The organism is Reyranella sp. CPCC 100927 (assembly GCF_007859315.1).
GTDB lineage: Bacteria > Pseudomonadota > Alphaproteobacteria > Reyranellales > Reyranellaceae > Vineibacter.
The window spans coordinates 24,048-51,021 of the sequence record NZ_VOHA01000007.1 but is presented as its reverse complement, the minus strand read 5'-3'; the positions used below and the strand labels follow the sequence as shown (position 1 = coordinate 51,021).

Here is a 26,974-nt window from a genome sequence, read left to right as displayed (position 1 = left end):
AATAAAGGCTCAGGTCTTCTTGGCAACCCCGTTGGGCCCAAAATAGTGATCGTACGCCATGCGGCGATTGACGACAGTGTCCTGTTCCCACTGGGTGACGCGGCGGGCAAAGGCGATCTGCGACTCGAGGATCTCCTTGAACAAGGCGTTCTCCGACGCTTTCTTCTTCACGACTTCGTCGTAGACTTCGAGCTGCCGTTTCAGGACCGCATCCGGAGTCTTATAGAACTTGACCTTGTCCTTGGCCTGCAGCTCTTCGTAGTCCTTGGAGTAGCGGTCGATGGCCTTCCACGACATGTCGGCCGACGCCGCGTCGGTGGCATGCGCAATGATCGATTTGATCTTGTCCGGCAGGGCGTCGTATTTCCCTTTGTTGAACATGATCTCGAACTGCTCGGCATTCTGGTGGTAGCTCTGCAGCATGCAGACTTTCGAGACGTCGGCGAAGCCCAGCACCCGGTCGGACGAAGCATTATTGAACTCGGCCGCATCGAGCAGGCCGCGGTCCATGGCCGCCACGATCTCGCCGCCAGGCAGCGCGTTCACCGCCGCGCCCAGGGCCTGGAACACGTCGATGGAAATGCCGACGGTGCGGAACTTCAGGCCCTTGAAATCATCGAGCTTGGCCATCGGCTTCTTGAACCAGCCCAGCGGCTGCGTCGGCATCGGCCCGTAGAGGAACGACACCACCTGGGCGCCGATCGAGTCGTAGAGCTTGGTCAGCAGCTCCTTGCCGCCGCCGTACTTGTGCCAGGCCAACAGCATGTTGGCATCCATGGCATAGCCCGGCCCCGACCCCCACAGGGCCAGCGCCGTCTGCTTGCCGTAGTGATAGACCAGCACGCCGTGGCCGCCATCGAGCGTCCCCTTGGACACTGCTTCGAGCAAGCCGAAGGCCGGCACCACGGCACCGGCGGGCAGGACCTCGATCTTGAGGTCGCCGCCGGTCATGTCGTTGACCTTCTTGGCATAGTCGAGCGCGTACTCGTGGAAGATGTCCTTCGACGGCCACGTGCTCTGCCACCGCATATTGATGGGGCCCTGTGCCGACACGATGGTCGGCGCCGCAACGGTTGCTGCCGTGGCGACGGCCGCTCCCCTCAGGAATTTGCGGCGCGTGGCGGACGCTGACCGGGATTTCCGAGACATCTGTATCCCTCCCAACGATGACGGATGACGTTGTTGTCATCTAAACGTCAGCTTGATTACCCTGCTTTGACGCGTCTGCCTAGCGCGCTCGCGTCTTCGTGTTGCGTCCTGCACCGCATGGTTGCCGGCACGCGGCGGCCGGAGTGGCTGGTCACGGCGTCCCGAGGCGCTACAGTGGCCGACGCACAAATGAAGGGAATACAGGCGATGCTGCGTATCGGACTGCTGGGCTTCGGCGCCATCGGCAAGCGCGTGGCCGAGGCGTCGGCGGCCGGCCAACTGGATGGGATCGAGTTGGTGGCCGCCCTGGTGCGCACGCCGCGCCCAGCCGCGACCGAGCGGCCTGATATCACCCACGATCCCGACTGGTTCTTCCGCTACCGGCTCGACGCCGTGATCGAGGGCGCCGGCCACCAGGCTGTACGTGACTACGCCGTGCAGATCCTCGAAACCGGCACCGACCTCTACGTGACGTCGGTGGGTGCCTTTACCGACACGGCCCTGCTCGAGCGTGTCGTGGCCGCGGCCCGCGCCAGCGGCAGCCGGGTCTATCTGCCGTCGGCCGGGATCGGCGGGCTGGACATGCTAGCATCGCTGACCCGCGGCGGGCTGGACGAAGCCACGATCACCGTGCGCAAGGACCCCGAATCGTGGAAAGGCACGGCGGCCGAGTCCCTGGTCGATCTCGATGGCCTGACGCAGCCGCACACGGTGTTCGACGGCTCGGTGCGCGAAGGCGCCCGCCTCTACCCGCAGAACGTCAATATCTCGGCCGCCACGGCGCTGGCCGGCATCGGGCTGGACCGTACGCGCGTCGTCATCATCGCCGACCCGACGATCACGACGCATATCTGCGAGATCGCCGCCAAGGGGCCGCTGGGCTCGATGCGCTTCGTCGAGGACCTCGTGCCCTCGCCCGAGAACCGCAAGACCAGCACCCTGGTCGGCCACGCCATCGTCAAGACCCTGCGCAACCGCACGGCAACGCTCGTGGTCGGTGGGTGAGCCATGGCACCGACACGGCCGGCACCTTCGCCACGACATGCTGGCCCGACCCTGTCGGCTGCCGATCTGCCGGCGCGCGTGCTCTATCGCGACGGCCTGATGCTGGTTATTGACAAGCCGCCGGGCATCGCCGTGCATCCCGGCCCCGGCGGCGGGCCAAACCTCGAGTCCATGTTCGATGCGCTGCGCTTCGGGTGGTCGAAACCGCCGGCCCTGGCCCATCGCCTGGACCGCGACACGTCGGGGTGCCTGGTGCTGGGACGGCATCCCAAGGCGCTGCGCAAACTCGGCATGCTCTTCGCGGCCGGCAAGATCGCGAAGACATACTGGGCCATCGTACAGGGCGCGCCGGCGCAAGCCGAAGGCACGATCGACCAGGCGCTGCGCAAGGTGACCCGCCGCGATGGCGGCTGGCGCATGGTCGCCGACCCGGAGGGACAGTCCGCGGTAACCGATTATCGCGTCCGCGGTTCCAGCAACGGGCGGACCTGGCTGGAGCTGCACCCGCACACCGGCCGCACCCACCAGATCCGGGTGCATTGCGCCGCCCTGGGCTGCCCAATCATCGGCGACCCGCTCTACGGATCGCCCGCTGCAGCGGGAATTCGACTGCCGCCGCTGCATCTGCACGCCCGCGCCGTGCAGATTCCACTCAAGGAGGGTAAGCCGCCGATCGCGGTCGAGGCACCGCCGCCAGCGCACATGCTGGAAGCGCTCGCGGCGTGTGGGTACACCCCTCGCCCCGCGTGAGCGGGGCGAGGGAAAAATCAAATCATCCAGCGGCCACCGTCGATCAGGATGGTCTGGCCGGTAACGTAGCGGGCGCCGTCGCTGGCCAGGAACGAGACGACGTGCGCCACGTCCTCCGGCACACCGACGAAACCCATTGGCACGCTGTTGCGCACCTTGTCGATGGTCTCCTTCGGCAGCCGATCGTGCGCACGCGTGCGGATGGCTCCCGGGCCGACAGCGTTCACCGTGACGTGGAATGGCGCCAGTTCGCGGGCCAGCGACCGCGTAAAGCCGATCACGCCCATCTTGGCGGCGGCATAGTCAACCAGACCGACGTCGCCGTAGAACGCCGACTCGGTCGACATGTTGATGATGCGGCCGCGGCGCCGCTCGCGCATGGCGGGCACGATCTGGCGCGACCAGTGCATGGTCGACAGCAGCGAGATCTCGATCACGAAGCGCCAGACGTCCGGATCGGACTGCCAGAACTCGGCGGCGCGCTCGCGTCCGCTCTGGCCGACATTGTTGAACAGGATGTCGACAGGCGCTGCCGCCTCGATGTCGCGGGCCGCCGTGGCAATGGCTGCCGGATCGCGGCAGTCGACCACGTGTTTGTGGCAACGCCGGCCCTTGGCCTCGATAGCGGTAGCGACTTCGGCCAACGGCTCGGCTTCGATATCGACGATCGCCAGATCGTAGCCATCATCAGCAAAACGCAAGGCGGTGGCGCGACCGATGCCGTTGGCGGCGCCGGTCACCAGTGCCAGACGCGATGTCGTCAATGGAAGGTCCTCCCGGCATCACCGGCCAGCGCCACACCGGTCATGATCGACGAGGCGCGGCTGGACAGGAACAGCACGACATGCGCCGCCTCCTCTGGCGTGGCGGCGCGCTTGATCAGGTAGCGGTCGAGGATGCGCTGCAGCTCGGCATCGGGATCGGGCTCGTTCTCGAACGAGAGGCGAAACAGCGGAGTGTCGATGATGCCCGGGCAGAAGGCGTTGACCCGCACCGGCGCCAGCTCCATGGCCAGCGACTTGGTGAACATCACCAGGCCGGCCTTCGACGCGCAGTAGGCCGTGCGGTGTTTCAACGGCACCAGTCCGGCGCCCGAAGCGACATTGACGATGGTCGCCTCCGACGCTTCGCGCAGGAACGGCGCCGCGGCGCGACAGACATGAAACGGGCCGTTGAGGTTCACCGCCAGCAGCCGGTTCCATTCGGCGGGTGTCATGTCGGTGATCGACTTCACCAGGTCGATGCCGGCCGAGTTCACCAGACCATCGATGCCGCCCAGCGCCGCGGCGGCCTCGGCGACGACGCGCGTGACCGCGCTTTCGTCGGCGACATCGACGACCAGCCCGGCGGCGCCACCTGCCGCCGACGCAACCGTTGCCACGGCTGCGTCACGATCGATGAACACGACCCCGGCACCACGCCGCACGAACAGTTCGGCAGTCGCGCGACCAATCCCCGACGCAGCGCCCGTGACGACGATGCGACGGCCGGTGAGGTTCGTGACGTCATCCATAGGGCGGCTTCCGCAAGGCGACCGGCTCCATCACCATGTTGTGCTCCTTGAGGTAGGGTCGTACGGCCTCGGCGACCTGATCACAGCGCGCAAACCACACGCCGGGATGCGACAGGATGTGCTTGATCAGCTTCTCCAACATGCTGATGCGCGAGGGCCGGCCGATGATCTGCGGGTGCATCGCCAGCACGAACTCACGGTCCTCGCGGTAGAGCGTGTCGAACTCGTCGATCCAGCCTTCCAGCACCGAGGACGGCGGGTGCATGGTCCGCCCCGGCAGAGTGATCGAGTAGAGGAAGAACGGTGCATCATCGAGCACCCAGGCGAAGGGGAACTCGACGATGTCGCTGGTCTCGCCGTCGAAGCGCAGCAGGTAGGGCGAATCGTCGTCGAAGAAGTTTGAGGAGTAGCCGAAGCCGTACTCCTTGAGAAGTTTGAGCGTGATCTGGCTGAACTCGCCGGCCGGCGACCGATAGCCCGCGGGCTTGCGGCCGGTCATCTTCTGGATGATCTCGATCCCCTTCTCCATCTCCTCGCGCTCCTGCTCGGGCGTGAGGGTGGTGATCCAGGTGTGCGACCAGCTGTGATGGGCGATCTCGTGTCCCCGCTTGAGCACGTCCTCCATCAGGGCCGGATGCTGGCGCATCACAAGGCCGGGGATGAAGAACGTCACCTTGATGCCGTAGCGGTCCATCAGATCGAGGATGCGACCCATGCCGACCTTCCAGCCGTAGGTGCCTTGCGACAGCGCGATCGGCCGTTCCCAGTTCTTGGGATCGCGCGCCGTCCACAAGGTCTCGGCATCGAGATCGAAGGTCAGCATGACCGGGAAACCCTTGGGGGCTATGGGCATCGAACCTCTCCCAACAAACTGTCATGTCGAGCGACGCGAGACATCTTTTGGCGTTTGCTGAGCAAAAGATTCCTCGCTGCACTCGGAATGACGGGATTATGCGAAACGGTGGAAGCCGGTCCACCGCTCCGCCAGCACCAGGAAAATCGCGGTGCCGGCGATCAGCACCGTCGACAGCGCCGCGATCGAGGGGTCGACGCCATACTCGATCGCGGTGAAGATCTTGACCGGCAGGGTCATGTGCCGTGTGCCGAGGATGAAGATCGTCACCGGCACATTGTCGAACGAGGTGATGAAGGCGAACAGGCCGCCTGCCATCAGGCCCGGCCGGATCACCGGCAGGGTCGCCGTCCAGAAAGCGACCCAGGGATTGGCGCCCAGCACGCGCGCCGCCGCCTCGATCTCGGCATCGGCGCCGGCTATGCTGGCGAGGATGGTGCGCACCGTGTAGGGCAGCGTGATCACCAGGTGGGCCAGCAGCAGGCCGGTGAAGCCACCGCGCAAGCCGGTCAGCGTGTAGTACTGCAGCAGTGCCACGCCGATCACCACGCCGGGAAAGGCCAGCGGCGACATCAGCAGGCCGGTGATCGCCGCCGACGCCGGCACCTGGCGTCGTGACAGCGCATAGGCGGCCATCGTCCCCAGCACGATGGACACGGCGGTCACGACGACAGCCAGGATCAGGCTGAACCACAGGGCATCGATGTACTCGCGGTCATTGAACACCGCTTCGTACCAGCGCAGGGTCAGCCCCTTGGGCGGGATCGTGAGGTAGGACGTATTGGTGAACGAGGCCAGCACGACGACCACGACCGGCAGCATCAGGAAGGCCAGGATCACGGCGGCGAACACGGCCAGCCCGCGTGCCCGCCAGCGTTCGGCCGATCGCGCGCTCATGCCCCTGCCCCCATGCGCCGCGCCAAGCCGCTCGACAAGCTGATCAGGCCGACGGCGATCGCGGTCAGGATAAATGAAAGCGCCGCACCTGCCGGCCAGTTCAGCAGTTGCAGGAACTGGTCGTAGATCAGGGTCGACATCACCTTGTAGGTCGGCCCGCCCAGCAGGCGCGGAGTCACCAGCGCGCTGACGGTCAGCACGAACACCAGGATCGAACCGGCGAGAATACCGGGCAGGCTGAGCGGCAAGGTCACGCGGAAAAAGGTCGCGGCCCAGCCGGCGCCCAGGGTGCGCGCCGCATCCTCGACGTCGCGCGGCAGATTGCGGATGACGCCCACCAGCACCAGCACCATGAAGGGCAGGAAGATGTGCGACAGGGCGATCAGCAGGCCGCTGAAGTTGAACAGCAGCTTGATCGGCGTCTCGATCAGCCCCAGCGCGATCAGCGTATCGTTGACCAGGCCGCGATTGGCCAGCAGCGCGATCCAGCCGAAGGTGCGCACCACGAGGTTGAGCAGCAGCGGAAAGACGACCAGCAGCATCAGCCACGGCCGCCAGCGCGACTGCGTGCGGGCCAGGAAAAAGGCCAGCGGATAGCCCAGGACCAGGCATGTCAACGTGACGATCGTACCCAACGCCAGGGTGCGGCCGATGATCTCGAGGTAGTAGCCATCGGTCAGGGCCTTGACGTAGTGCTCGACGGTGAAGCCCTGGCCGATGCCCTTGCCCGGTATGTAGGGCTGGAAGCTGGTCGGCAGCATCGCCAGCAGCGGCAGCAGAAACACCACCAGCAGCAGAAGCAGCGGCGGCGACAGCAGCCCCAGGCCACTGCGATCGAGCCGCTTGGCCAGGCCTGCCCTACGCGACATCGGGCACCACCGTTGTGTCCGTAGCGTCCCATTCGGCGATAATGGCCGTACCGGGGCCGAGACCCGCACGCGCACCGGGAGCCTGCACGTGCAGTTCGATGCCGTCATCGAGCCGGACGAGATACTGCGCGATGGCCCCGGCAAAGGATGCCACCACGACTATCGCGGCGAAACTGTTGGCCGCCGTGGTCGGCGTCCTTACCAGCCGCACGCTCTCCTGGCGCACGACGACGCGGCAGGCGCCGCTGCCGAGTTCGCCTCGCGCCCTCGCCTTGGTGCCGGAAGCCAATGCAATGATAAGATCCTCGCCGTCGCGTCCCTGCACGGTGCCGGGCAGCAGATTGGCGCGGCCGATGAAATGCGCCACGAAGGCGCTCGTTGGCGCGCTGTAGAGGGCGCGTGGCGAGGCCACCTGTTCCAGCCGGCCGCGATTCATCACCGCCACCTGGTCGGCCATGCCCAGTGCCTCGCCCTGATCGTGGGTGACGAACAGGGTGGTGATACCGACCTCCTGCTGCAGGCGCTTGATCTCGATGCGCATCTCATCGCGCAACAGCGCATCGAGGTTGCTGAACGGTTCGTCGAGCAGCAACAGGCGCGGTTCGACCACCAGCGCGCGGGCCAGCGCCGTGCGCTGTTGCTGGCCGCCGGAGAGTTGTCGCGGTGCCCGCTCCGCCAGTCCGTCGAGGCGGACCATCTGCAGCGCCTTCCTCACCCGCGCGTCGATCTCGCTCCTGGCCACGCCGCGGCGCTGCAGGCCGAAAGCGACGTTCTGCGCCACGGTCATGTGCGGGAACAGCGCGTAGGACTGAAACACCAGGCCGAGGTTGCGCTTGTGCACGGCGACGTCGGTGATGTCGTCGCCGCCCACGAAAATGCGCCCGCCGTCCGGCTCGATCAGGCCGGCCACCATGCGCAGCACCGTGGTCTTGCCGCAGCCGCTGGGGCCGACCAGCGACAGGAAGCTGCCTTCGGCGACGGACAGGCTGATGCCGTCGACGGCGGCGATCGATCCGTAACGCTTGATCAGCCCGTCAAGGCGCAGGTCCGACATGCCCGCCCTTCAGCGCGCGATCTCGCGGCCCCAGCGCTCGCTCCAGGCCGGCAGCAAGCGGGCTGTCGTCTCGGGATCGGGGAAATGCATGCGATCGACGGCGGCACCGTAGGGCAGCGCGGCGGCGAGCTTGTCGTCGAGCTTGACGGTCTTGTTGACCGGGCCACCGTACTGCTTTTCCGCGAAGCATTTCTGGGTGTCCGCCGACAGCAGCTGGTCGATGTATTTCTCGGCCAGCGCCTTGTTCTTGGCGCCTTCCGGCACCGACACGGTCGGCAGGATCCCGATCGCGCCCTCCTTGGGGAATGCGGTGGCCACCGACAAGCCCTTGGACGCCGCGGCGCCCACGCGGTCGGGATACCACACCGCGATCGCGATCTCCTCGCGTTCGAACAGCGGCACGACCTGGTCGGCCTGGCTGTACATCATCACGACATTGGGCTTCAGCTTCTTGATCGCCTCGAAGCCGGGGTCGGTGTTGTCCTGCGAGCCGCCGTTGATCATCGACGCGGCGATCACGAAATGGATGCCGGTGGTGCCCGAGATATCGCCGATCGCCAGCTTGCCCTTGAATTCCGGCTTCCACAGGTCGTGCCACGACGTCGGCGGCGTCTTCACCAGCTTGGGATTGTAGGCCAGCGCACTGGCGCCATACATCATGCCCACGAAGCGCTGATCCTTGTCCTTGGCGTTGTCGTAGACCTCGCCGTAGTGCGTGAGCTTCGCCGTGTCGAGCTTGGACAGCAGCCCCTCGTTCTTGCCCTGGGTCGCGATCGCCAGGTCCATGTAGGCCACGTCGATCTCGGGCGAGCCCTTGGTGGCGCGCAGCTTGGCGACGTTCTGCACCGAACTGCCGAGCACGAACTTGACCTTGGCACCGGTCGCTTTTTCGAACGGTGCCACGGCGCAGGCCCGCGTGTTGTCGGCAAACGTGCCGCCGAAAATGCCAACCACCAGTTCCTGTGCTGCGGCTCCCGATGCCGTCACGAACATTGCTGCGGCAATGCCAGCCGCTGCCCCCAAGCGCGTCATCGTCCCCTCCCGTTATTGCCTGCGGTCTATGCCGACGCAAAACCTATGCCGGGCCCCGGGGACGTTCAACGCTCAACGGCGTGACCATCCATGCGCACGTGGCGTGTCAGGACTGCCGCGCACCCCACGCCATCAGACGTCGCATGAAGGCTTCGCACGCCGCGATCTGCGACTTTAAGATGAACTCATTCGGTTGATGCGCCTGCGCGATATCGCCGGGCCCGCAGATCACGGTCGGAATGCCGGCGGCGCGGAATATGCCGGCCTCGGTGCCGTAGGGTACGGCGTAGGTGCGATTGCCGCCGGTCCACTGCAGGGCCAGGGCTTCGGCTTCGCGGTTCTCTTCGGGCCGCAGACCGTCGACGAACGAGCGCCGGTACATATGGATGTTGGCGTCCGGATGCTTGCGGTGCATCGCCGGCAGCAGGGTTTCGGCGATATAAGCCTCGGCCCGGCGCTGCACTTCCGTATGGTCGCCGCCCGGCAACGTGCGATAGCCCCAGTTCATCACACATTCGCGCGCCAGGATGTTGCCGGCGGTGCCGCCATGGATCACGCCGACATTGATGGTGGTGTGGCCCGGTGTCATGTCGATGTCCGGCCGCGGGCGTGCCGCCAGTTCCTCCTGAACAGTGTTCAGGAAATGGATGAACTCGCCGGCGAAGTGCACGGCGCTGACACCCAGGTGCGTCATCGACGAATGCGCCTCCACGCCGATGAACGTCGTGACCAGGCCGCCGCCCGCGTTCTGCGCGTTCACCACGCCCATCATCGTCGGCTCGCCGACGATCACCGCCCGTGGCCGCTTCACGTTGCCCACCAGGCGTTCGACCAGCGAATGAGCGCCCAGACAGCCGATCTCCTCGTCATAGCTCAGCGCCAGGTGGATCGGCACCTTCATGCCGGCGCGCTTGAACTCCGGCAGCAGCGCCAACGCCACCGCCGAGAAAGCCTTCATGTCGGCCGTACCGCGACCAAACAGCATCCCGTCCTTCTCGACCATGGTCCAGGGATCGGTGTTCCACGGCTGGCCGTCGACCGGCACCACGTCGGTATGTCCCGACAGCACGATGCCGCCTTCGACGTCGGGGCCGACCGTGGCGTAGAGATTGGCCTTGGTCTTTTCCTCATTGGGCACCAGGGTCGACTCGACTCCATGCGCTTCGAGGTAGCCCCGGACGTAGTCGATCAACGCCAGATTCGAGTTGCGCGACGTCGTGTCAAACGCCACCAGGCGCCGCAACATCTCGATCGAATTCACCACTTCAGCCGACATGAAAGACTCCAAAAACAACCCCTCTCCCCGCGAGGGCGGGGAGAGGGAAAGTATTACTTCACTTTCACGAAACGCAGTGGGAAGTAGTTGTCCGGGGACTGGTGCAGCTCGATGTTCTTGCGGGCGGCCCAGATGATCGCCTGCTGATGCAGCGGGATATAGGCATAGTCGCCGAGGTAGATCGCCGTCGCTTCGCGGATCATCTCGTCGCGCTTCTCCGGATCGATCTCCTGCTCGATCTTGTCGGCCAGCGCGTCGAACTTGGGATTGCAGTAGCGGCCGTTGTTGGTCTGGCCCTTGCGCCGGTCAAGGTTATAGCACTGGATGAGCTGCTCGAAGACGTTATGCACGTCATAGGTCGAGCCCGGCGACCAGCCCAGCATGTACATGTTGATGTTCGGCACCGGATTGGTTGTCTGCAGCGCGATCTTGGCGAAGAACTTCAGCCGGGTTTGCGCCAGCAGATTCACCTTGATGCCGGCCTTGGCCAGCATCGACACCGTCGCCTGGCAGATCTTCTCGTCGTTGACGTACCGGTCGTTGGGGCAGTCGAGGCTGATCTCGAAACCGTTGGGATAGCCGGCTTCGGCCAGCTTCTTCTTCGCTTCCTCCGGCTTCAACAGCGACGGCCGCTTGTCGAGGTCCTTCACGTACCCGTTGATTCCCGGCGCCACCATCAATGCCGTCGGGTAGGACTGGCCACGCATCACGGTGCGCTTGATCGCCTCGATATCGATGGAACGGTAGATGACCTCCCGCACCCGCTTGTCCTTCAGCGGATTGCGGCCCTTGATGTTGGATTCGGGCAGCTCGTCGCGCAGATGATCGAAACCGAAATACACCACCCGTGTCTCGGGCCCCTCGATGACCTTGAGGTTGGCATCGCGCTTAAGGCTGTCGGTATCCTGGGGCGGCACCTCGTACATCATGTCGATGTCGCCGGCCTTCAGCGCCGCCACGCGTGTGGCGGGATTGGCTACCACCGAGAAAATCACTTCGGTGAGGTTGTGTTCCGGCTTGTCCCACCAGGTGGGATTGGGCACCAGGATCGTCCTCTCGCCCGCCTTGCGGTCCTTGAGCACGAACGGGCCGGTACCGTTGGCGTTGCGCGACGCGTAGCTCTCCTCGTTCTTGCGCAGGTCGGCCGGTACCGTCGTGTTGTTCTTCTCGCACCAGGCCTTGGACATGATGGCGAACTGGGCGAACTTCTGGTCCAGCAGCGGGTCGGGATACTTGGTCTCGAACTCGACGCGGGTGTCGCTGACCTTCACCGCTTCCTTGACCGATGCGAAGTAGGACCGGATGCCGGAGTTGTCGTGGTTGGCGCGGCCGAAGGAAAAGACCACATCGTCGGCCGTGAACTTCGTGCCGTCATGGAAGGTCACGCCCTGCCGCAGCTCGAAGAACCAGCGCGTCGGCGAGACCTTGCCCCATTTGACCGCCAGCGCCGGCTCGAGCTTGAGGTCCTTGCCGCGGCGCAGCAGGCCCTCGTAGATATTGGCGTTGAATTGCAGCAGGAAAGTCTCGTTGCGACCGTAAGGGTCCATCGAGTTGGTATCGCCGGCGTTGGCCCAGCGGAAGGTTTTCGCCGAGGCCGGCATGCCGATGGTGCCGCCGAGGCCGGCCAATGCCGAAGCGACACTCAATGCCAGGCCCCATCGTCGGAGCAACGCACGCTTCCTCATCACGCACTCTCCCAAGCCCGCGCCGTCACCCCCTGGTGCGGCCAAGCGGTGACGATGGCACTCCCCCACAGCGCAATCAATGCCGGGTCGCGGTCTGGACATGGCTCCCGCGCTGCTGCTCGTGCTTTGATCCCTGGGCATCGCAAACAGGAGGACGTCGCATGAATCGTCTGGACGGCAAGGTGGCGTTGATCTCCGGCGCCGCGCGCGGCATCGGCGCCGAAACCGCACGACACATGATGCAGGCGGGCGCCAAGGTGGTGATCGGTGACGTGCTGGATGAACAGGGCCGGCAAACCGTCCAGGCACTGGCACGCGACGGCGGCGACGCGGCGTACGCCCACCTCGACGTCACCAGCACCGACGACTGGAATGCCGCCGTGGCCCAGGCGACATCGCGGTTCGGGGGCCTCGATATCCTGGTCAACAATGCCGGCGTCTTCATCGGCCGCGGCATCGAGGAGGCCAGCCTCGCCGACTGGCAGAAACTGTGCAGCGTCAACCTGACGGGCGTGTTCCTGGGCACCAAGCTCGCCATGCCGGCGTTGCGCGAGCGCGGACAGAAGAGCCCCCATGGCAGCGCCATCGTGAATCTCGCGTCCATCGCCGGCCTGGTCGGCTCACAGCTCGATCCGCTCTACTCCATGACCAAGGGCGGCGTGACCACGTTCACCAAATCGGCGGCACTGGAGTTCGCGCGCAAGGGCTACCGCATCCGCGTGAATTCGATCCATCCTGGTGTCATCGAGACGGACATGGGCGCGCAGACATTCGTTGCCCGCGCCGAGCGCATGAGCACTAACGACGTCGATGCAGCGCGTCAGCTGTCGCAGGCGTCACATCCCATCGGCCGGCTGGGCACACCAGCCGATATCGCCAACGGCATCGTCTTCCTGGCGTCCGACGACGCCGGTTTCATGACCGGCGCCGGCCTTGTCGTCGATGGTGGCATGACGGCGCAATAGCGCACGATATGCCGCCTTCTTTCACGCCCACGAACACTCACGCCACCGCATCGCCGCGAATCAGTCCTTGATTGGACGCAAAGACCGTGTTGAGTCGATGCGTGCCGTTGTTTTTCCGGTAAAGACATCGTCTGCGCCGTGACAAGGAGGTCTGTATGCGTTGGCTCATCCTTCCCGCTCTTGCTGCCGGCCTCGCCGGCTGCGTGCAGGATCGCGGCTACTCCGACGGGCCACGAGGCGGCTACTATGACCCGCCGCCGCGCTCCTCCTATCCCCAATCGCGCTGGGATGATGGTGGTCGCGACCAGTGCGCCTTCCGCACGCGGCGCGGCACGCTCACCGGCTACAAGCCCCAGGGCAAGGACCGCTGCTGCGTCATGACCCGCGACGGAGAATCCTGCCAGCGCCTGAGCTAGCAGCTCTACGGCCTGTTCCGCGTCTTCGTCATCCCGAGCAGCTCTCGGGATGACGGCCTGTCGCCTGACAATCGCCATTCCCAGGCCGACGTCTCTCCATCTTCCATCAAGAGTTTCGGATCTGTCGCGCGTACGCCTGCCTGATGATCCTCGACAAGACCTCGCGATCGGCGCGTCAGGCGTCGATGGCCGTACGGATGGCGCGGGCGAAGCCGCTGCGGGTGAACGGCTTGGCAATGAAGGGCACGTCGGGATCGAGCGTGGTGCGCCCACCCGCGTCGCCGGCGTAACCAGACATATAGGCGAGCTTCACTTCGGGACGGCGCGTCCGCGCGACGCGCGCCACATCGGGCCCGCTCATGCCGCCAGCCAGCATCACGTCGGTCAGCAGCAGTTTAACGTCCACTGACGCATCGAGCATCGCCAGCGCAGCCGGGCCGTCGGCAGCCTCGATCACGCGATACCCCAATCCACCCAGCATGGTGACGGCGAGCCGGCGGACATCGTGGTTGTCCTCCACCACCAGCACGGTTTCCCCCAACCCGCGCGACAAGGGCTCGACCGCGCTCTTGCTCCCGGCAGCAGCGCCCTGCACCGGTGCCTCGGGCAGATACAGGGTGAGAGTCGTGCCGCGCCCGGGTGCGCTGTCGAGCTGGATATGGCCGCCGGATTGCTTGACGAAGCCATAGACCATCGACAGGCCCAGCCCCGAGCCCTTGCCGATCTCCTTGGTGGTGAAGAACGGCTCGAACGCGTGCGCCCGCACGTCATCGGGCATGCCGGTACCGGTGTCGGCGATGGAGATCGCGACATAGCGGCCGCGCCTCGCCTCGGGATGCTGGCGGATATAGGCATCGTCGAAGTCGATATTGTCGGCCGCGATGCGCAAGCGACCACCCTGCGGCATGGCATCGCGCGCGTTGAGTGCCAGGTTGAGGATCGCGTTCTCGAGTTGCCCGCGATCGATCATCACGCCGCGCAGCAACGGCGCCAGCCGAAGGTCGATCGAGATGTTTTCGCCCAGGGTGCGCCGCAACAGGCCGGCCAACTCTTCGATCAGGGTGCGCACATCGGTGCGACGGGGGGAGAGCGTCTGGCGGCGGGCGAACGCCAGCATCTGGCCAGTGAGTTCGGCGCCACGCTCGGCTGCCCGCAGCGCGTCTCCGGCGCGCAACGACGTCTCCTCGTCCGCGCCACGATCCAGCATGAATTCGAGGTTGGTCATCACGACCTGAAGCAGGTTGTTGAAGTCGTGCGCCAATCCGCCGGTCAGCTGGCCGACGGCTTCCATCTTCTGGGCATGGGCCAGTTGCTCCTCGATGGCGATGCGATCGGTAACATCGCGCATGATGCTGGCGAAGCCGGGCGGCACGCTCTCGCTCTCGCTGTCGATGCGCGATATCACGACGTCGGCCCAGAACAGGCTGCCATCCTTGCGCGCCCGCTGCTCGCGGCCGGCATAGCGACCGCTCTCTTGCGCCGTGCGCAAGGCGGCCGCGGGCGCGCCGGCGACGCTCCTGGCCGGCGGCCAGAAAGCCTGATGTGAGCGACCGATGATGTCGTCGGCGTCATAGCCGGTGATCTGCCGGGCGCCCTCGTTCCAACTCGTCACGTTGCCGACGGGATCAAGCATGACGATGGCGTAGTCGCGGGCCCCGTCCACCAGCAGACGAAAGCGCCGCTCGCTCTCGCGCAGCGCCTGCTCGATATGGATGCGCTCGGTCACGTCGGTCCGCACGCCGACCAACCCGCCGCTGGGAGTACGACGGTCGCTGACCATCAACCAGCGGCCGTCCGACAGATGGCGCAGCAATGGCTCTTCGGGCGGTGTCTGGAAATGTTGCAGCCGCAGGCGCAGCCAGGCCTCGGGGTCGCTGACCGCCAGCGGTTCGGCGATGTAGTTTTTCTTGAGGCCCAGACGGAGGATCTCCTCGAAGGTCATCCCTTCCACCTTGGGGACATCCTTGAGGTAGGCATAGGCCTCGCGATACTTCCGATTGCAGAGCACCAGCCGGCCGTCGGGATCGAAGTAGACGAAACCGTCGGATGTGCTCTCAATGGCTTCGGTCAGCATCGCCTGGATGTTCACGCGGTCCGACAGGTCGCGCATCGCACCGATGAAGCGACGGCGTCCGTCCAGCATCAGTTCGCCGATCGCGAGATCGATCGGAAATGTCGTGCCGTCCTTACGCTCGCCGACGACCTCGACGCCACCGGCGCCGATGATCCGGGCTTTGTTGGTCTCCCGGTAGCGTGCCAGATACAGATCATGCCGCGACCGGAACGGCTCGGCCATCAGCATCTTGACGTTGCGCCCGGCCAGTTCGGCGCTGGTGTAGCCGAACATCGATATGACGGCCCGGTTGACGCGTTCGATCACGCCCATCTCGTCTATCACGACCAGCCCGTCGACCGTCGCGTCCATGATGGCCTGTGCGTGGCGCTCGCTTTCCTGCAGTCGGCGCTCGTCTCGCTTGCGCTCCGTGATGTCGACCCGCACACCCACGATACCGCCGTCCGCCGTCGGATGCTCGTTGACGCGATACCAGCGGCCGTCCGTCAGCGCGACCTCGATGGGCTGTCCAGGCTGCCGGTGCGCCCGCAGCCGCTGCGCCACCCAGTCCTCCTCGTTGTTGATCGCATCGACATACGCATCGCGTTTCAGGGCCTGGCGCAGGATGTCTTCGTACTTCATCCCCACCTGCAGGTCGGGGGCGAAATCGCGGAAGTACGCGCGGTACTCCCGGTTGACCGCCACGAGCCGGTCGTCCTTGTCGAGCAGAAGAAAACCGTCCGGCAGCGAGTCGATCGCGTCGACCAGACGCCGGTGATTGGCCGATGCCTCGGCCTGCGCCTGGCGCAGCCGCTCGACATGGCGCGCGAGCAGCGCCGTCAGGCCGAGGATGACCATGCAGGCGAGCCCGGCACCAACACCATTGCGCCAGGCGCCGACCCGCCAGAACGCGAGATAGTCGGTATCGAACGCCGATACCGAAACGGCCAGCGGCCACGTCTTGAGGGCGCGATAAACCGTGATGCGCGTCCGGCCATCCGGCAGGTTTTCGCGCACGGAACCACCGTCCGACCGCCTCGCCGCATCGGCGAATTGCGGAGTCCAGGGCACGCGGCGATCGACCTGGCCGGGCCGGGCATGCTGGGCGAGCATGACTCCGTCATGCCGCCACAGGGCCACGGTGCTCTCGCCGTCGTCGACCAGCAAACGATACGCAGCATCGAAGTCGGATGCGGGGATCGGCGTCAGGATGATGCCGATCGGCTGTCCACCACCGCCGGCGATCGCCAGACCAATTGGCAGTACTGGATGGTCCGCCGCACCCAGTCGCATCGGCAGCGAGACCGCGAGTTGCCCGTCCTTGCGCGACAGGATGTCCTGCAGCATGGCCTCGGGCAATGTCGTGCCGATGACGGCAGAATCGCGCGCCGCGTGGATGATGCGGCCGTCGAGACGGACAATCAGGATGTTGGTCACAGCAGTGACGCCGTCCAGCCTGTCGCGTAGCCGGCGCTGGATCGTGGTATTGCTCGGCCCATCAAGAGCGCCCGCATCGCCCAGCGAATCGCGCACGACGCGCAGGACCAGGGAAGCCTCGCCAAGCGAGTGCGCTACGTGTTCGTCCAGAATGCGCGCCTCGGACTGGATCCGCCGCAACGCGCCCTCTTCCGCCAGCTGTCGCTCGGCGAGAATTGTGTGGAGAAAGGTCAGTCCCAGGACGGTGGCAGCCAGTACACCGCCCACCACGACAATCAGGCGTAGCCTCATGACCTCATGTCGACGCGTCCCGCGCCTTGGGCGCTCGGACGACGATCTTAGGCGCATTGTGCCACAGGCGCACGTTCGAGGATGCGTCAGAGGTTCTGGTCGTGGCTGAACACGGCTCGGCCGTCGACGGGTGCTCGCCCTCGAGGATCATGCCGATGGGCCACATCGCATTCGTCCACGCCCGCTGCAGAGCGCTGGAGGTCGAGATCGTCGGGTTGTCGTCCATGTCGATGCTCGATCAGATGCTCGGAGATTTGGATAACGCCAAAAGAGCGTTAAAATCGCGACAAGAATGGTTCGCTTCGGACCGACCGCAAGTATCTCCAAAGCAATTGGGAATGGCAACATATTTTCTTTTATAAACAATATCATACATGTGCATTTTAATAAAAAATGAGACCCGACTCACTACCCGAACGACGGCGTGAGAGCACCTCGAGATGATATTTGCATATATACTATTATAACATACATATTGTTTAATATATTGAAATCACTGAATTTTATTTCACAAATTGCAGACACACAGTCATTTGAATGAGAATCGCGAATTTTCACAATCTCTTCACATCAAGTAGCCGTGACAGCGGGTTTCAAGCTGCGGCAGTGCGACGGCACAACGCACCGCGGCCCCCTAAGGGCAGCGTTCATGTCGTGAGGCACCGGGTTCGCGGATCATAGCAACGACCCGCCACTGTCGTGGCGGGCCTGTCCAGAAACCGTTTGCGTAACCGACTCGCGGTTATCCCTGGATCGCTTCCTCGACGTCGCGCAGGCGATCCTTGCCGAAATAGATCTCGTCGCCGACGAAGAAGGTGGGCGAGCCGAAGGTGCCGCGCTCGACCGAGCGCTGCGTATTGGCCATCAGCCGGTCCTTCACGTCCTGGCGCTGGACCAACTCAAACAGCTGAGCAGTGGGCAGGGCCGACTCATCCAGGGCCGCGCGCAGGACGGCGGGGTCATCCATCTTCTTCGGCTCGGCCCACATATGCCGATAGACCTCATCGACATAGCGCTCGAAGATGCCCAGCGTCTGGGCGGCGACGGCACCGCGCATCAGCATCAACGTGTTCACGGGAAAGAACGGGTTGCGCTTGTAGCGGGTGATGGCATGCCGCTTCAGGAAGCGATCCATCTCGATCTGCTCGTAGTCGGGCTTGTTCTTGATGCCGGCCAGGCTCTCGGCCGGCGACCGGTTGCCGGTGAGCTTGAAGACGCCGCCCAGCAGGATCGGCACGTACTCGATCCTGGCACCGGTGCGCTTTTCGATATCCGGAATGACCAAGTGGCAGAGATAAGCGTTGGGGCTACCGAAGTCGAAGTGGAATTCCACGGCTGGCATGGCGCTCACCATTTCTCGCCAAAGGGTCGGATTTCCTGCTCGAAAGTCCAGGCGTCGCGGGGCTGCTTGTAAAGCTGCCAGTACGTCTCGGCAACGGCCTCGGGCCGCATGAGCCGACCAGGCTCGAGGTTTTGCAGTCCGGCCTCCCCTTCGCGGTCCTTGATGCGCTCGCGCACCCAGGCGGTGTCGACGCCGGCGTCGATCACGAGATGGGCGACATGGATGTTCTTGGGCCCCAGCTCGCGCGCCGCGCTCTGCGCCATGGCGCGCAATCCGGCCTTTGCCGCGGCAAAGGCCGCGTAACCAATGCCACCCCGCAGGCTCGCCGTGGCGCCGGTGAAGAAGAGGCTGCCCTGGCCACGCGGCACCATGAGTCGGGCCGCCTCGCGGCCAGCCAGGAAGCCGGAATAGCAGGCCATCTCCCAGACCTTGCGGAAGACGCGTTCCGTCGTATCCAACAGCGGAAAATTGACGTTGGCGCCGATATTGAAAATGCAGACCTCCAGCGGCGCGTGCTGATCGGCCGCCTGCAGGAAGGCCGTGATGTCTTCTTCCTGGCGGGCATCGAGCGACCGCGCGACGATGCGGCCGCCCTGGGCCTCGATCTCCGTCACCAGAGGCGCCAGCTTGTCGCCGTTGCGGCGGCCGGCGAAGACCGTAAAGCCCTCGGCCGCAAATCGCTTGGCGATGGCGGCACCGATATAGTCGCCGGCGCCGATCACGGCGGCTGTCGCGTTGCGGTGTTCCAAGGTTTCCTCCTTCGACGCGGCGGCGTCTCTGCGTGCCGCGGATAGTGAGTGTTATTTTTGAACTCGTCAATCGACGCAATGGCAACGATTACGACTGACCCAATGAGAAAAACTAAATCGACCGTGTTGTTTCAGAATTGATTCGCGAGACCGCGCGGATCACTCGCTCGAGTCCGGACGACCGCCTTGCCGGTTCCCGTTCAGTCCGCCCGTCGGCGCCGCGATGCCGGTATCTCCACACCGGCCGGCGCATGCCGGCTGCTGACGGCGCCGGGTCCCGGGTGTACGTGCACCCGCCGCGGATCCAGCGTCTCGCCGCACTGGGAGCACACCATGAGGGGGTCGAAATCCTTGCCGCAAAGGTCGTGGCGATGCAGCAACGGCCGCCCACTCCGCTTCTCCGAGACGTGGACATCGCCCCAGTGCACCAGTGACAGGATAACGGGATAGAGATCGAGCCCCTTCGGGGTCAATCGGTACTCATAACGCAGCGGTCCCTCCTGATAGGGAACCTTTGCCAGGACGAACTTGGCGACCAGCTTCTTGAGCCGATCCGCCAGGATCGGCCGCGTGATCCCCAGCCGCGCCTGAAAATCCTCGAAGCGGCGGACCCGCAGGAAGCAGTCGCGCAGGATCAGCAACGTCCAGCGGTCTCCGATCACCGAGAGCGTGCGTGTCAGCGAGCACGCCTCCTCGTCCAGTCTGTTCCACTGCATGGCAATCCTCGGTCCGACTGCGTTCTATTATGAAACGTTGGAGGAAGATCACCAAGACAAGCATGTCGGCGCAAGAAAGCATTTCTCATCAAGCCATGCCGGCCGACATTGCGCCGCAGTCGACATGGGCGGAACGGCACGAACAGCGACAGCGGATTTGCAGTTTTACCGAACTGCCGCCAAGCTCGCCCACCACCCCTTTGGAAGGACTCAATTCATGGCGGGACCGCGCGCCCTCACTTCAAGCCTGACGCTGGCAGTTGCTGCCACCATCGCCGACACGGCCCTCGCCCTTGCCCGTGCAGAAAAGCTGCATCCGTTGGTCGTCGCGGTGTTCGACTCGGCGGGCTCGCTGGTGGCCTATAAGCGCGAAGACGGCGCCGGTCTGCTGCGCTTCGACATCGCCACCGGCAAAGCCTGGGGTGCGCTCGGCATGGGGCTATCGTCACGCGCCATCCGTGACCGCATGAAGGAGAATCCCGGTTTCCAGAGCGCACTGGCGGCCGCATCTGGCGGTCGTTTCGTGCCGGTACCTGGCGGTGTGCTGATCCTCGACGGCAGTGGTGCTGCTATCGGCGCGGTTGGCATCAGCGGCGACACGTCGGAAAAGGACGAGTACTGCGCCATCGCGGCGATCCACCGCGCCGGCTTCACCTCGGATCCGCCGCAACCGGATCCCAACTGGCGCGGATAGATATGCTGCTCGCGATCGCGCGTATCGCCGTAGCGACGCTCTGCCTGGCGGTGATCGATCCGGCGCAAGCCCAGGACCGAACCATCGTGACGCTCGGCACGGCGACACCCGGCGGCGGTTTTCCGGTCTACGGCGATGCCGTGGCACGGATCATCAACGAGACCGATCCAACGCTGCTGGTTCAGCCGCGCAACACCAAAGGCAGTGCCGAGAACATACCGCTCCTGGAAGCGGGCGCGCTTGACATGGCCCTGGTGCAAGGCGAAGCCGCCTTCGAGGCCATGAACGATATCGGGCGACCGCCGGCCAACCTGAAGATCCTCGCCGCCATGTACACCACACCTGGCATGTTCGTCGTGCGCGCCGACAGCGCTCATCGCAGTATCCGCGATCTGGTCGGGCACAAGGTGGCCTTCGGTGCGCGCGGCTCCGGCCTGGTGATTCTGGCGCGCTATGTCCTCGACGGCATGGGCCTGGACATGGACCGCGATTTCCAGGCGATCTACCTGGATCGCGCCGGTGACGGCCCGGCCATGGTGCTCGATGGTCGCGCCGCGGCGCTGTGGGGCGGCGGCAGAGCGTGGCCCGGCTTTACGGTCATGGCCAACAGCCAACCGGGTGCGCGCTTCATCACGCCCAGTGCCGAAGACATCGCCGGCATTCGCGCCAAGCACCGCTTCCTGAGTTCCCTGGTGGTACCGGCAGACAGCTACCCCAAGCAGGACCGCGACCTGAATTCGGTCGGGTCGTGGAGCTACATCATGATGCGGCCGACGCTCGCCGATGATGTCGCGTACCGGGTCGCCCGAGCCCTGCACCGCGGAGAAGATGACCTCGCGCGCCGACTGCCGCAGGCCCAGGAGACAACGGCGGCCAATACCGGGGTGATCGTCCCGCGATCGGAGTTGCATCCGGGTGTCGCTCGCTACCTCGATGAGGTGCGCCTATTGCGTTAAATGCGACCCAGCTCCGCCACGCGGATGGCTGGCCGGCACGCGGCTGGCGCCGTACCTTTGAGTCGTCCGGCAGCAACCACGGCAGCACCGCCCGCATCATCGGCCATCAGAGAGGTTTCTTCATGAACGTCGTCGCCAAAACCGAAGCCGGTGATCTCGGCCTGTCGGCGCCGCGGCTGGAGCGCATCCGCCAATGGACCCAGGCGCAGGTCGACCAGAAACGGCTCGCCGGTCTGATCACGATCGTGAGCCGCCGCGGCCAGGTGGCACTGATGCACACGGCCGGCAAGGCCGACCTGGCGCGCGACAAGCCGATGCGGCCGGACACGATCTTCCGCATCTATTCGATGACCAAGCCGCTCACCAGCGTCGCCATCATGATGCTGTACGAGGAAGGCCGCTTCCAGCTGGACGATCCGATCACGCACTTCGTGCCGGCCTTCAAGAACATGCGCGTCTACGTCTCGGGCTCGCGCGGCAAGTACGACAGCGAGCCGGCGCAGCGCGACATCACGTTCCGCGACCTGCTCTCGCACACCTCGGGACTGACCTACGGCTTCATGGAATCGACGCCTGTCGATGCCATGTATCGCGAGATCGGCGTCGACTTCCAGACGTCCAAGGCCAGCCTCAAGGAGGTGGTGGAGACCGCCGCCAGCCTGCCCTTGATCGCGCAGCCGGGCAGCGAGTGGAACTACAGCATCGCGACCGACGTGCTGGGCTATCTTGTCGAAGTGATCTCGGGCCAGCCGTTCGGCGCTTTCCTGCAGGAGCGCGTGATTGGCCCCCTGGGCATGGTCGACACCAGCTTCCACGTCCCGGCCGACAAGGTCGAGCGCTTCGCCGCCAACTACAGCCCTGACGATAACGGCGGCCTCAAGCAGATCGAGGATCCGCAGAAGAGCCGCTTCCTGGCCCCTCGCCTGTGCTCCGGCGGCGGCGGCCTGCTGTCGACGGCGGCCGACTACATGCGCTTCTGCCAGATGATGCTGAACAAGGGCGAGCTGGATGGCGTGCGCCTGCTGGGCCGCAAGACGGTCGAGTTGATGACGACCAACCACCTGCGCGGCGACATGGCCGACATGGGCCAGCCGCGCTTCAGCGAGTCGGCCTACACCGGCATCGGATTCGGCCTCGGCTTTTCGGTGATGCTCGACCCGGCCAAGGCGCAGATCCTCGGCACGCCGGGCGAGTACGCCTGGGGCGGCGCCGCCAGCACGGCGTTCTGGATCGACCCTGCCGAGCAGATGTACGTGATCCTGCTCACGCAGCTCATGCCGTCGTCGAGCTACCCCATCCGCCGCGAGCTGCGCGTGCTGAGCTACCAGGCGATTGTGGATTGAGTCTTAACTTCCTCCCCTGCTTTGCCGGGAGGTGCCCCGAAGGCCCGAAGGGGAGCCAACGTGGTTTGAGTAACGGAGACCACGCCGGGTCCCCATCCGGCCTTCGGCCACCTTCCCCGCAAGCGGGGAAGGGAAGATCCTAAGCCGCCTGCTCCTGCTGCGCGGTCGGCGCCTCACCGGCCACGGTCGTGCGGCGCATGTCGCGCACCTCGCCGGTCTCATTGTAGCGGCGCACCCGGTGCATGGTCTGGCGGTTGTCCCACATCACCAGGTCATACTGCCGCCACTGATGGGCATGGACGAACTCGCGCTGGGTCGCATGCTCGATCAGGTCGCGCAGGAAGGCGCGCGCCTCCGGCATCGGCCAGCCCAGGATCGTGCCGGCGTGCGAGGCCAGGAACAACGATTTTCGGCCGGTCACCGGATGCGTGCGCACCAGGCTCTGCCGCACCGGCTTGAAGGTGATGCGCTCTTCTTCCGTGAACTCGCCGAAGCCCAGCGTGCCGCGTGAATAGATCAGCGAATGCTCGCAGACCAGGTCTTCGATCTCGGCCTTGGTCGCATCGTCGAGCGCATCGTAGGCGGCCCGCATGTCGGCGAACTCCGTGTTGCCGCCGCTCGACGGCACCGCGCGGCCCGACAGCAGCGAATACTTCGCAGGAATGGCCCGGAACGAGCTGTCGGAGTGCCACAAACGGTTGCCGAGGTTGAACATGCGGCGACGATCGTCGCGCTCGAAGATCTTGTTGTCGGGGTCGAGGTTGGAGATGTCGGCCAGTTCGACGCTGATGCGCCGCTCGTTGGCCTTGGTGATGTTGCCGCCGACCGCCAGTTCAATCCGGCCGAAATTGCGGGTGAAGGCGACCTGCTGTTCGTCGCTGATGTTCTGATCATGGAAGACCAGCACGGCGTGGCGATCCATGCCGGCCTCGATGGCCGCGACCTCGTCGGGGGCCAACGGCCGACGCAAATCGACGCCGGCAACCTCGCCAACAAAGACAGGATGAAGCGGACGGATGGTGACGCTCATCGGTTCACTCTCCGGCAAAGACACGCGCGGTATCCTAGCCCTGTCGTGGCCGCCGCGCCATTCCGACGGCTCATGGCAGGCAGCGGACCCGGTGATGCCAACGACACAATGGGCACCACAGCGCGACATCGCCACGATACGCACCGCCCCTAGGATGCCGCCGTCCAATCCCTGGCCTTCAGCCTTCAGGAGCATGCCATGCTCAGAAAGACCGTCATCGTTGCCGCAGCACTGGTCGGCGTGTTTGCCTCGGCGCCCTCGCAGGCCCAGCTCGCCATCGCCTTCGATCCGTCGACCGGCCGGGCGGTGGCCTTCGCCGGCACCACCGACGCGGCCCGCAATCAGCGCGAAGCGATCTCAAGCTGCGGCAGCGGCTGCAAAATCGTGGCCACGGGCAAGAGGACCTGTGCCGCGGTGTCGGAATCCATATCCACGGGCGGTTCGGTGTGGGCCGTCGGCCACGGCACCACGACCTCGGTCGCCGCGCAAAATGCCTACCACGCCTGTCGTGGCAAGGGCGGCGTGAACTGCAAGACCGCAGCGTCGATCTGCGATTGAACGAGGCATAGGAATCAAGCCTGTCATCTCGAGCGCAAGCGAAGGATCTCGGGCGGCGCCTAGATCCCTCGCTACGCTCGGGATGACGGTGAACCGTTAGCCGGTCGCCGCCCTCTTGCGGGCCTCGCGGGCCGCAATGGCCTCATGCCGGCGCAGCAGTGCTTCGGCACGGCGAATCACCGGGATGTCGATCATCTTGCCATCGATCGCGAACGAACCGCGGCCGGCCGCCGCCTGCTTGCGGTCCTCCTCGATGATGCGCCGGGCGTAGGCAACCTCTTCTACCGACGGCGTGTACTCCTCGTTGACGATCGGCACCTGCCCGGGGTGGATACAGCTGGCACCCATGAACCCGAACTGGCGTGAGCGGCGCACCATGCGGCGGAAGCCGTCCCAGTCGCCGAAACTGGCTACGCTGGCGATGTAACCGAACGGCATCAGGCCGGCCGACTTCGCGGCATAGATCATGGTCTGCTTGGGCAGTTGCAACGTTTCCTCGGTGGGCTCCATGCCAACTTCCGATGCGAAGTCCTCACCGCCGATACTCATGGCGACGAGGCGCCCGGCCGACGCCGCGATCGCCGGCATGTTAAAGTAGCTGGCCGGCGTCTCGATCATGGCGATGAACTTGGTGTGCCCGATGGGCAGCCCCCGCTGCTGCTCCAGGTCGCTCACCAGTTCGTCGAGCAGCCTGATGTGATCCGGTCCTTCGACCTTGGTCACCGCGATGCCGTGAACACCGGCACAGACCGACGCCTCGAGATCGCGCACGGCCATCTGCAGCGGCCGGTTGATGCGCACCACCACGTCGGCGCCGCCGCGGCTGACCCGTGCCGCGGCTTTCTCGACCAGGGTGCGTGCCGTATCCTTCTCGGCCGGCGGCACGCTGTCCTCGAGGTCGAGTTGCACGACATCGGCGCCGCGCGTGTGGGCCTTGTCGACATACTTGTCGACATTGACCGGCACGTAGAGCAGCGAACGCCAGACCGGCAAGTTCTTTTCGGCCGTCATGATGCCCTCTTGGCGGGCTTGGGTGAGCCGGCTTCGATCACGACGCCCTGGGCTTTCAGGGTGGCATAGTCCGCATCGGACACGCCGATCTCGGCCAGGATCGCCTGGTTGTGCTGGCCGAGCTTGGGCGCCGGGGTTCGGATCGAGCCCGGCGTCGTGGACAGGCGCGGTATGACGGGATGCATGGGGAACTGGTCCATCTCCTCGTCCGGGTAGTCGGCGAGGATTTCCCGTTCGATGAAATGCGGATCACGCAGGATCTGGCGCACGTCGTAGACCGGGCCGATCGTGACTTCCGCTTTGTCGAAGAAGGTCACGGTTTCATCCAGGGTGCGCGCACCCACGAACGCTCCGATGATGGCATCGAGTTCCTCGGCATGCTGCACGCGATCGGCGTTGGTGCGATAGCGCGGATCGTCGATCAGATCGGCACGGCCGATGGCGCGGAACAGACGCTCGGTCATGCCCTGAGTCGACGCCGACAGACAGACCCAGCCATCGTCACGGGTCCGGTATACGTTGCGCGGCGCGGCGTTGGTCGAGCGGCTGCCGGTGCGCTCTTTCACCGTGTCGGTAAGCCTGTGATTGGCGGCCTGCGGGCCCAGCGCGTTGAACAGCGGGTCGAGCAGCGGCAGGTCGATCACCTGACCCTTGCCGCCATTCACCTCGACTTCCCGCAACGCCATCATGACCGCGCCGACACCGGTCAGCCCGGCGATGGTGTCCGCCAGGTACATCGGCGGCAACACCGGCTCGCGATCCTCGAAACCGTTCATCGAGGCAAAGCCGCTCATGCCCTCGACCAGGGTGCCGAAGCCCGGCCGGTGGCTATAGGGACCGCTCTGCCCCCAGCCCGAGACGCGCGCGATCACCAGCTTCGGGTTCGCCGCCAGCAACACATCGGGCGCCAACCCCATCTTCTCCAGGGTGCCGGGACGGAAGCTTTCGACAAACACGGCGCACGACGGCACCAGCTTCAGCAGCAGTTCCCGCACCGGCGCCTTGCGGAAATCGACCGCCAGGCTCTTCTTGTTGCGCGCGAAGATCCGCCAGTTGGTCTCCACCCCGCCGACCCGCCAGGCGCGCAACGTGTCACCCTCGGGTGGTTCCACCTTGATCACGTCGGCGCCGTAGTCGCCCAGCATCTGGGTGAGCGTATTGCCCGCCACCAGGCGCGACAGGTCCAGCACGCGAACGCCCTTCAAGGGCCCAGCCGCCGCACCGGCCGCGTAGTTGCGTTTTCTCAAGCCTTCGGTCATCGCCGTCCCGTATCCATACACAGATCACGCCGTACGTTACTGTCGCGCTTCATGGCTGTCATCCAAGGGCA

General features: G+C 65.1%; 26 protein-coding genes. 8 read left to right on the top strand and 18 right to left on the bottom strand.

Going from position 1 to position 26,974, the window contains the following annotated elements; translation table 11 throughout:
- Positions 1–9 precede the first annotated feature (9 nt).
- Positions 10–1,149 carry a TRAP transporter substrate-binding protein gene (locus tag FQU96_RS19875; protein ID WP_146543077.1) on the bottom strand — a complete coding sequence of 380 codons (1,140 nt, stop codon included), beginning with the start codon at positions 1,147–1,149 and terminating at the stop codon, positions 10–12.
- 207 nt (positions 1,150–1,356) lie between these two features.
- Here FQU96_RS19875 and FQU96_RS19870 point away from each other — a divergent pair, with 207 nt between their 5' ends.
- Positions 1,357–2,154, top strand: coding sequence for an aspartate dehydrogenase (locus FQU96_RS19870; protein ID WP_146543076.1), 798 nt, complete (start codon positions 1,357–1,359; stop codon positions 2,152–2,154).
- A 3-nt stretch (positions 2,155–2,157) separates the two neighbouring features.
- Positions 2,158–2,904, top strand: coding sequence for an RluA family pseudouridine synthase (locus FQU96_RS19865; protein WP_146543075.1), 747 nt, complete (start codon positions 2,158–2,160; stop codon positions 2,902–2,904).
- Positions 2,905–2,921: 17 nt separating this feature from the next.
- Here FQU96_RS19865 and FQU96_RS19860 read toward each other — a convergent pair whose 3' ends face one another.
- The 9 genes from FQU96_RS19860 to FQU96_RS19820 form a co-directional block, all read right to left on the bottom strand.
- A complete protein-coding gene (locus FQU96_RS19860; protein ID WP_146543074.1) occupies positions 2,922–3,668 on the bottom strand; it encodes an SDR family NAD(P)-dependent oxidoreductase in 747 nt (248 codons plus the stop codon).
- Entirely contained in the window at positions 3,665–4,417 is a 753-nt protein-coding gene (locus FQU96_RS19855) for an SDR family NAD(P)-dependent oxidoreductase (protein ID WP_146543073.1), read from the bottom strand. The genes FQU96_RS19860 and FQU96_RS19855 overlap by 4 nt, the downstream gene beginning before the upstream one ends.
- Entirely contained in the window at positions 4,410–5,270 is an 861-nt protein-coding gene (locus FQU96_RS19850; RefSeq protein ID WP_146543072.1) for a polysaccharide deacetylase, read from the bottom strand. The genes FQU96_RS19855 and FQU96_RS19850 overlap by 8 nt, the downstream gene beginning before the upstream one ends.
- A 96-nt stretch (positions 5,271–5,366) precedes the next feature.
- Positions 5,367–6,167 carry an ABC transporter permease gene (locus tag FQU96_RS19845; protein WP_146543071.1) on the bottom strand — a complete coding sequence of 267 codons (801 nt, stop codon included), beginning with the start codon at positions 6,165–6,167 and terminating at the stop codon, positions 5,367–5,369.
- Complete coding sequence (locus FQU96_RS19840) at positions 6,164–7,036, bottom strand: ABC transporter permease (protein ID WP_146543070.1); 873 nt, start codon at positions 7,034–7,036, stop codon at positions 6,164–6,166. Before FQU96_RS19840 ends, FQU96_RS19845 begins: the two co-directional genes overlap by 4 nt.
- Positions 7,026–8,090, bottom strand: a complete 1,065-nt coding sequence (locus FQU96_RS19835) for an ABC transporter ATP-binding protein (RefSeq protein WP_146543069.1) — start codon at positions 8,088–8,090, stop codon at positions 7,026–7,028. The genes FQU96_RS19840 and FQU96_RS19835 overlap by 11 nt, the downstream gene beginning before the upstream one ends.
- Before the next feature lie 9 nt (positions 8,091–8,099).
- The gene (locus FQU96_RS19830; protein ID WP_146543068.1) at positions 8,100–9,122 is read right to left on the bottom strand and encodes an ABC transporter substrate-binding protein; all 1,023 of its coding nucleotides are present in this window, start codon (positions 9,120–9,122) and stop codon (positions 8,100–8,102) included.
- Between the two features lie 106 nt (positions 9,123–9,228).
- Entirely contained in the window at positions 9,229–10,398 is a 1,170-nt protein-coding gene (gene argE, locus FQU96_RS19825) for an acetylornithine deacetylase (protein ID WP_146543067.1), read from the bottom strand.
- Between the two features lie 53 nt (positions 10,399–10,451).
- Positions 10,452–12,083: an ABC transporter substrate-binding protein gene (locus tag FQU96_RS19820; RefSeq protein WP_146543066.1), complete on the bottom strand. Its 1,632-nt coding sequence runs from the start codon at positions 12,081–12,083 to the stop codon at positions 10,452–10,454.
- Between the two features lie 161 nt (positions 12,084–12,244).
- Here FQU96_RS19820 and FQU96_RS19815 point away from each other — a divergent pair, with 161 nt between their 5' ends.
- Positions 12,245–13,048 (top strand): SDR family NAD(P)-dependent oxidoreductase, encoded by an 804-nt coding sequence (locus FQU96_RS19815; RefSeq protein ID WP_146543065.1) that lies wholly within the window; start codon positions 12,245–12,247, stop codon positions 13,046–13,048.
- Positions 13,049–13,203: 155 nt separating this feature from the next.
- A complete protein-coding gene (locus FQU96_RS19810; protein WP_146543064.1) occupies positions 13,204–13,464 on the top strand; it encodes a hypothetical protein in 261 nt (86 codons plus the stop codon).
- 175 nt (positions 13,465–13,639) lie between these two features.
- Here the strand turns inward: FQU96_RS19810 and FQU96_RS19805 are convergent, their stop codons facing one another.
- The 5 genes from FQU96_RS19805 to FQU96_RS19790 form a co-directional block, all read right to left on the bottom strand.
- Positions 13,640–17,245 carry a PAS domain S-box protein gene (locus tag FQU96_RS19805; protein ID WP_178130600.1) on the bottom strand — a complete coding sequence of 1,202 codons (3,606 nt, stop codon included), beginning with the start codon at positions 17,243–17,245 and terminating at the stop codon, positions 13,640–13,642.
- A 4-nt stretch (positions 17,246–17,249) separates the two neighbouring features.
- On the bottom strand, positions 17,250–17,471 hold the full coding sequence (locus FQU96_RS42225) for a hypothetical protein (RefSeq protein WP_178130599.1): 222 nt from the start codon (positions 17,469–17,471) through the stop codon (positions 17,250–17,252).
- Positions 17,472–17,987: 516 nt separating this feature from the next.
- Complete coding sequence (locus tag FQU96_RS19800; protein ID WP_255468417.1) at positions 17,988–18,587, bottom strand: 2-hydroxychromene-2-carboxylate isomerase; 600 nt, start codon at positions 18,585–18,587, stop codon at positions 17,988–17,990.
- A gap of 5 nt (positions 18,588–18,592) precedes the next feature.
- Positions 18,593–19,336: an SDR family NAD(P)-dependent oxidoreductase gene (locus FQU96_RS19795; protein WP_146543061.1), complete on the bottom strand. Its 744-nt coding sequence runs from the start codon at positions 19,334–19,336 to the stop codon at positions 18,593–18,595.
- 200 nt (positions 19,337–19,536) lie between these two features.
- Positions 19,537–20,052: a helix-turn-helix domain-containing protein gene (locus FQU96_RS19790; protein ID WP_146543060.1), complete on the bottom strand. Its 516-nt coding sequence runs from the start codon at positions 20,050–20,052 to the stop codon at positions 19,537–19,539.
- Between the two features lie 217 nt (positions 20,053–20,269).
- Here FQU96_RS19790 and FQU96_RS19785 point away from each other — a divergent pair, with 217 nt between their 5' ends.
- The 3 genes from FQU96_RS19785 to FQU96_RS19775 all read left to right on the top strand — a co-directional run bounded on the left by FQU96_RS19785 (position 20,270) and on the right by FQU96_RS19775 (position 23,045).
- A complete protein-coding gene (locus tag FQU96_RS19785; protein ID WP_146543370.1) occupies positions 20,270–20,746 on the top strand; it encodes a heme-binding protein in 477 nt (158 codons plus the stop codon).
- 2 nt (positions 20,747–20,748) lie between these two features.
- Positions 20,749–21,702: a TAXI family TRAP transporter solute-binding subunit gene (locus tag FQU96_RS19780; RefSeq protein WP_146543059.1), complete on the top strand. Its 954-nt coding sequence runs from the start codon at positions 20,749–20,751 to the stop codon at positions 21,700–21,702.
- A 122-nt stretch (positions 21,703–21,824) separates the two neighbouring features.
- Positions 21,825–23,045 carry a serine hydrolase gene (locus FQU96_RS19775; RefSeq protein ID WP_146543058.1) on the top strand — a complete coding sequence of 407 codons (1,221 nt, stop codon included), beginning with the start codon at positions 21,825–21,827 and terminating at the stop codon, positions 23,043–23,045.
- 139 nt (positions 23,046–23,184) lie between these two features.
- On the opposite strand, the gene FQU96_RS19770 is transcribed toward FQU96_RS19775, so the two are convergent.
- A complete protein-coding gene (locus FQU96_RS19770) occupies positions 23,185–24,075 on the bottom strand; it encodes a TauD/TfdA family dioxygenase (RefSeq protein ID WP_146543057.1) in 891 nt (296 codons plus the stop codon).
- Positions 24,076–24,273: 198 nt separating this feature from the next.
- Between FQU96_RS19770 and FQU96_RS19765 the strand changes: the two genes are divergently transcribed.
- Positions 24,274–24,633: a DUF4189 domain-containing protein gene (locus tag FQU96_RS19765; RefSeq protein ID WP_146543056.1), complete on the top strand. Its 360-nt coding sequence runs from the start codon at positions 24,274–24,276 to the stop codon at positions 24,631–24,633.
- A gap of 96 nt (positions 24,634–24,729) precedes the next feature.
- On the opposite strand, the gene FQU96_RS19760 is transcribed toward FQU96_RS19765, so the two are convergent.
- Positions 24,730–25,644: a CoA ester lyase gene (locus FQU96_RS19760; RefSeq protein ID WP_146543055.1), complete on the bottom strand. Its 915-nt coding sequence runs from the start codon at positions 25,642–25,644 to the stop codon at positions 24,730–24,732.
- Positions 25,641–26,903, bottom strand: coding sequence for a CaiB/BaiF CoA-transferase family protein (locus tag FQU96_RS19755; protein ID WP_146543054.1), 1,263 nt, complete (start codon positions 26,901–26,903; stop codon positions 25,641–25,643). The genes FQU96_RS19760 and FQU96_RS19755 overlap by 4 nt, the downstream gene beginning before the upstream one ends.
- Positions 26,904–26,974 lie beyond the last annotated feature (71 nt).

Excerpts from the sequence above, each read along its gene's own strand:
- FQU96_RS19875 (WP_146543077.1), bottom strand. The coding sequence starts at position 1,149 with ATGTCTCGGAAATCCCGGTCAGCGTCCGCCACGCGCCGCAAATTCCTG.
- FQU96_RS19870 (WP_146543076.1), top strand. The coding sequence starts at position 1,357 with ATGCTGCGTATCGGACTGCTGGGCTTCGGCGCCATCGGCAAGCGCGTG.
- FQU96_RS19865 (WP_146543075.1), top strand. The coding sequence starts at position 2,158 with ATGGCACCGACACGGCCGGCACCTTCGCCACGACATGCTGGCCCGACC.
- FQU96_RS19855 (WP_146543073.1), bottom strand. The coding sequence starts at position 4,417 with ATGGATGACGTCACGAACCTCACCGGCCGTCGCATCGTCGTCACGGGC.
- FQU96_RS19850 (WP_146543072.1), bottom strand. The coding sequence starts at position 5,270 with ATGCCCATAGCCCCCAAGGGTTTCCCGGTCATGCTGACCTTCGATCTC.
- FQU96_RS19845 (WP_146543071.1), bottom strand. The coding sequence starts at position 6,167 with ATGAGCGCGCGATCGGCCGAACGCTGGCGGGCACGCGGGCTGGCCGTG.
- FQU96_RS19840 (WP_146543070.1), bottom strand. The coding sequence starts at position 7,036 with ATGTCGCGTAGGGCAGGCCTGGCCAAGCGGCTCGATCGCAGTGGCCTG.
- FQU96_RS19835 (WP_146543069.1), bottom strand. The coding sequence starts at position 8,090 with ATGTCGGACCTGCGCCTTGACGGGCTGATCAAGCGTTACGGATCGATC.
- FQU96_RS19830 (WP_146543068.1), bottom strand. The coding sequence starts at position 9,122 with ATGACGCGCTTGGGGGCAGCGGCTGGCATTGCCGCAGCAATGTTCGTG.
- argE (WP_146543067.1), bottom strand. The coding sequence starts at position 10,398 with ATGTCGGCTGAAGTGGTGAATTCGATCGAGATGTTGCGGCGCCTGGTG.
- FQU96_RS19820 (WP_146543066.1), bottom strand. The coding sequence starts at position 12,083 with ATGAGGAAGCGTGCGTTGCTCCGACGATGGGGCCTGGCATTGAGTGTC.
- FQU96_RS19815 (WP_146543065.1), top strand. The coding sequence starts at position 12,245 with ATGAATCGTCTGGACGGCAAGGTGGCGTTGATCTCCGGCGCCGCGCGC.
- FQU96_RS19810 (WP_146543064.1), top strand. The coding sequence starts at position 13,204 with ATGCGTTGGCTCATCCTTCCCGCTCTTGCTGCCGGCCTCGCCGGCTGC.
- FQU96_RS19805 (WP_178130600.1), bottom strand. The coding sequence starts at position 17,245 with ATGAGGCTACGCCTGATTGTCGTGGTGGGCGGTGTACTGGCTGCCACC.
- FQU96_RS42225 (WP_178130599.1), bottom strand. The coding sequence starts at position 17,471 with ATGGACGACAACCCGACGATCTCGACCTCCAGCGCTCTGCAGCGGGCG.
- FQU96_RS19800 (WP_255468417.1), bottom strand. The coding sequence starts at position 18,587 with ATGCCAGCCGTGGAATTCCACTTCGACTTCGGTAGCCCCAACGCTTAT.
- FQU96_RS19790 (WP_146543060.1), bottom strand. The coding sequence starts at position 20,052 with ATGCAGTGGAACAGACTGGACGAGGAGGCGTGCTCGCTGACACGCACG.
- FQU96_RS19785 (WP_146543370.1), top strand. The coding sequence starts at position 20,270 with ATGGCGGGACCGCGCGCCCTCACTTCAAGCCTGACGCTGGCAGTTGCT.
- FQU96_RS19780 (WP_146543059.1), top strand. The coding sequence starts at position 20,749 with ATGCTGCTCGCGATCGCGCGTATCGCCGTAGCGACGCTCTGCCTGGCG.
- FQU96_RS19775 (WP_146543058.1), top strand. The coding sequence starts at position 21,825 with ATGAACGTCGTCGCCAAAACCGAAGCCGGTGATCTCGGCCTGTCGGCG.
- FQU96_RS19770 (WP_146543057.1), bottom strand. The coding sequence starts at position 24,075 with ATGAGCGTCACCATCCGTCCGCTTCATCCTGTCTTTGTTGGCGAGGTT.
- FQU96_RS19765 (WP_146543056.1), top strand. The coding sequence starts at position 24,274 with ATGCTCAGAAAGACCGTCATCGTTGCCGCAGCACTGGTCGGCGTGTTT.
- FQU96_RS19760 (WP_146543055.1), bottom strand. The coding sequence starts at position 25,644 with ATGACGGCCGAAAAGAACTTGCCGGTCTGGCGTTCGCTGCTCTACGTG.
- FQU96_RS19755 (WP_146543054.1), bottom strand. The coding sequence starts at position 26,903 with ATGACCGAAGGCTTGAGAAAACGCAACTACGCGGCCGGTGCGGCGGCT.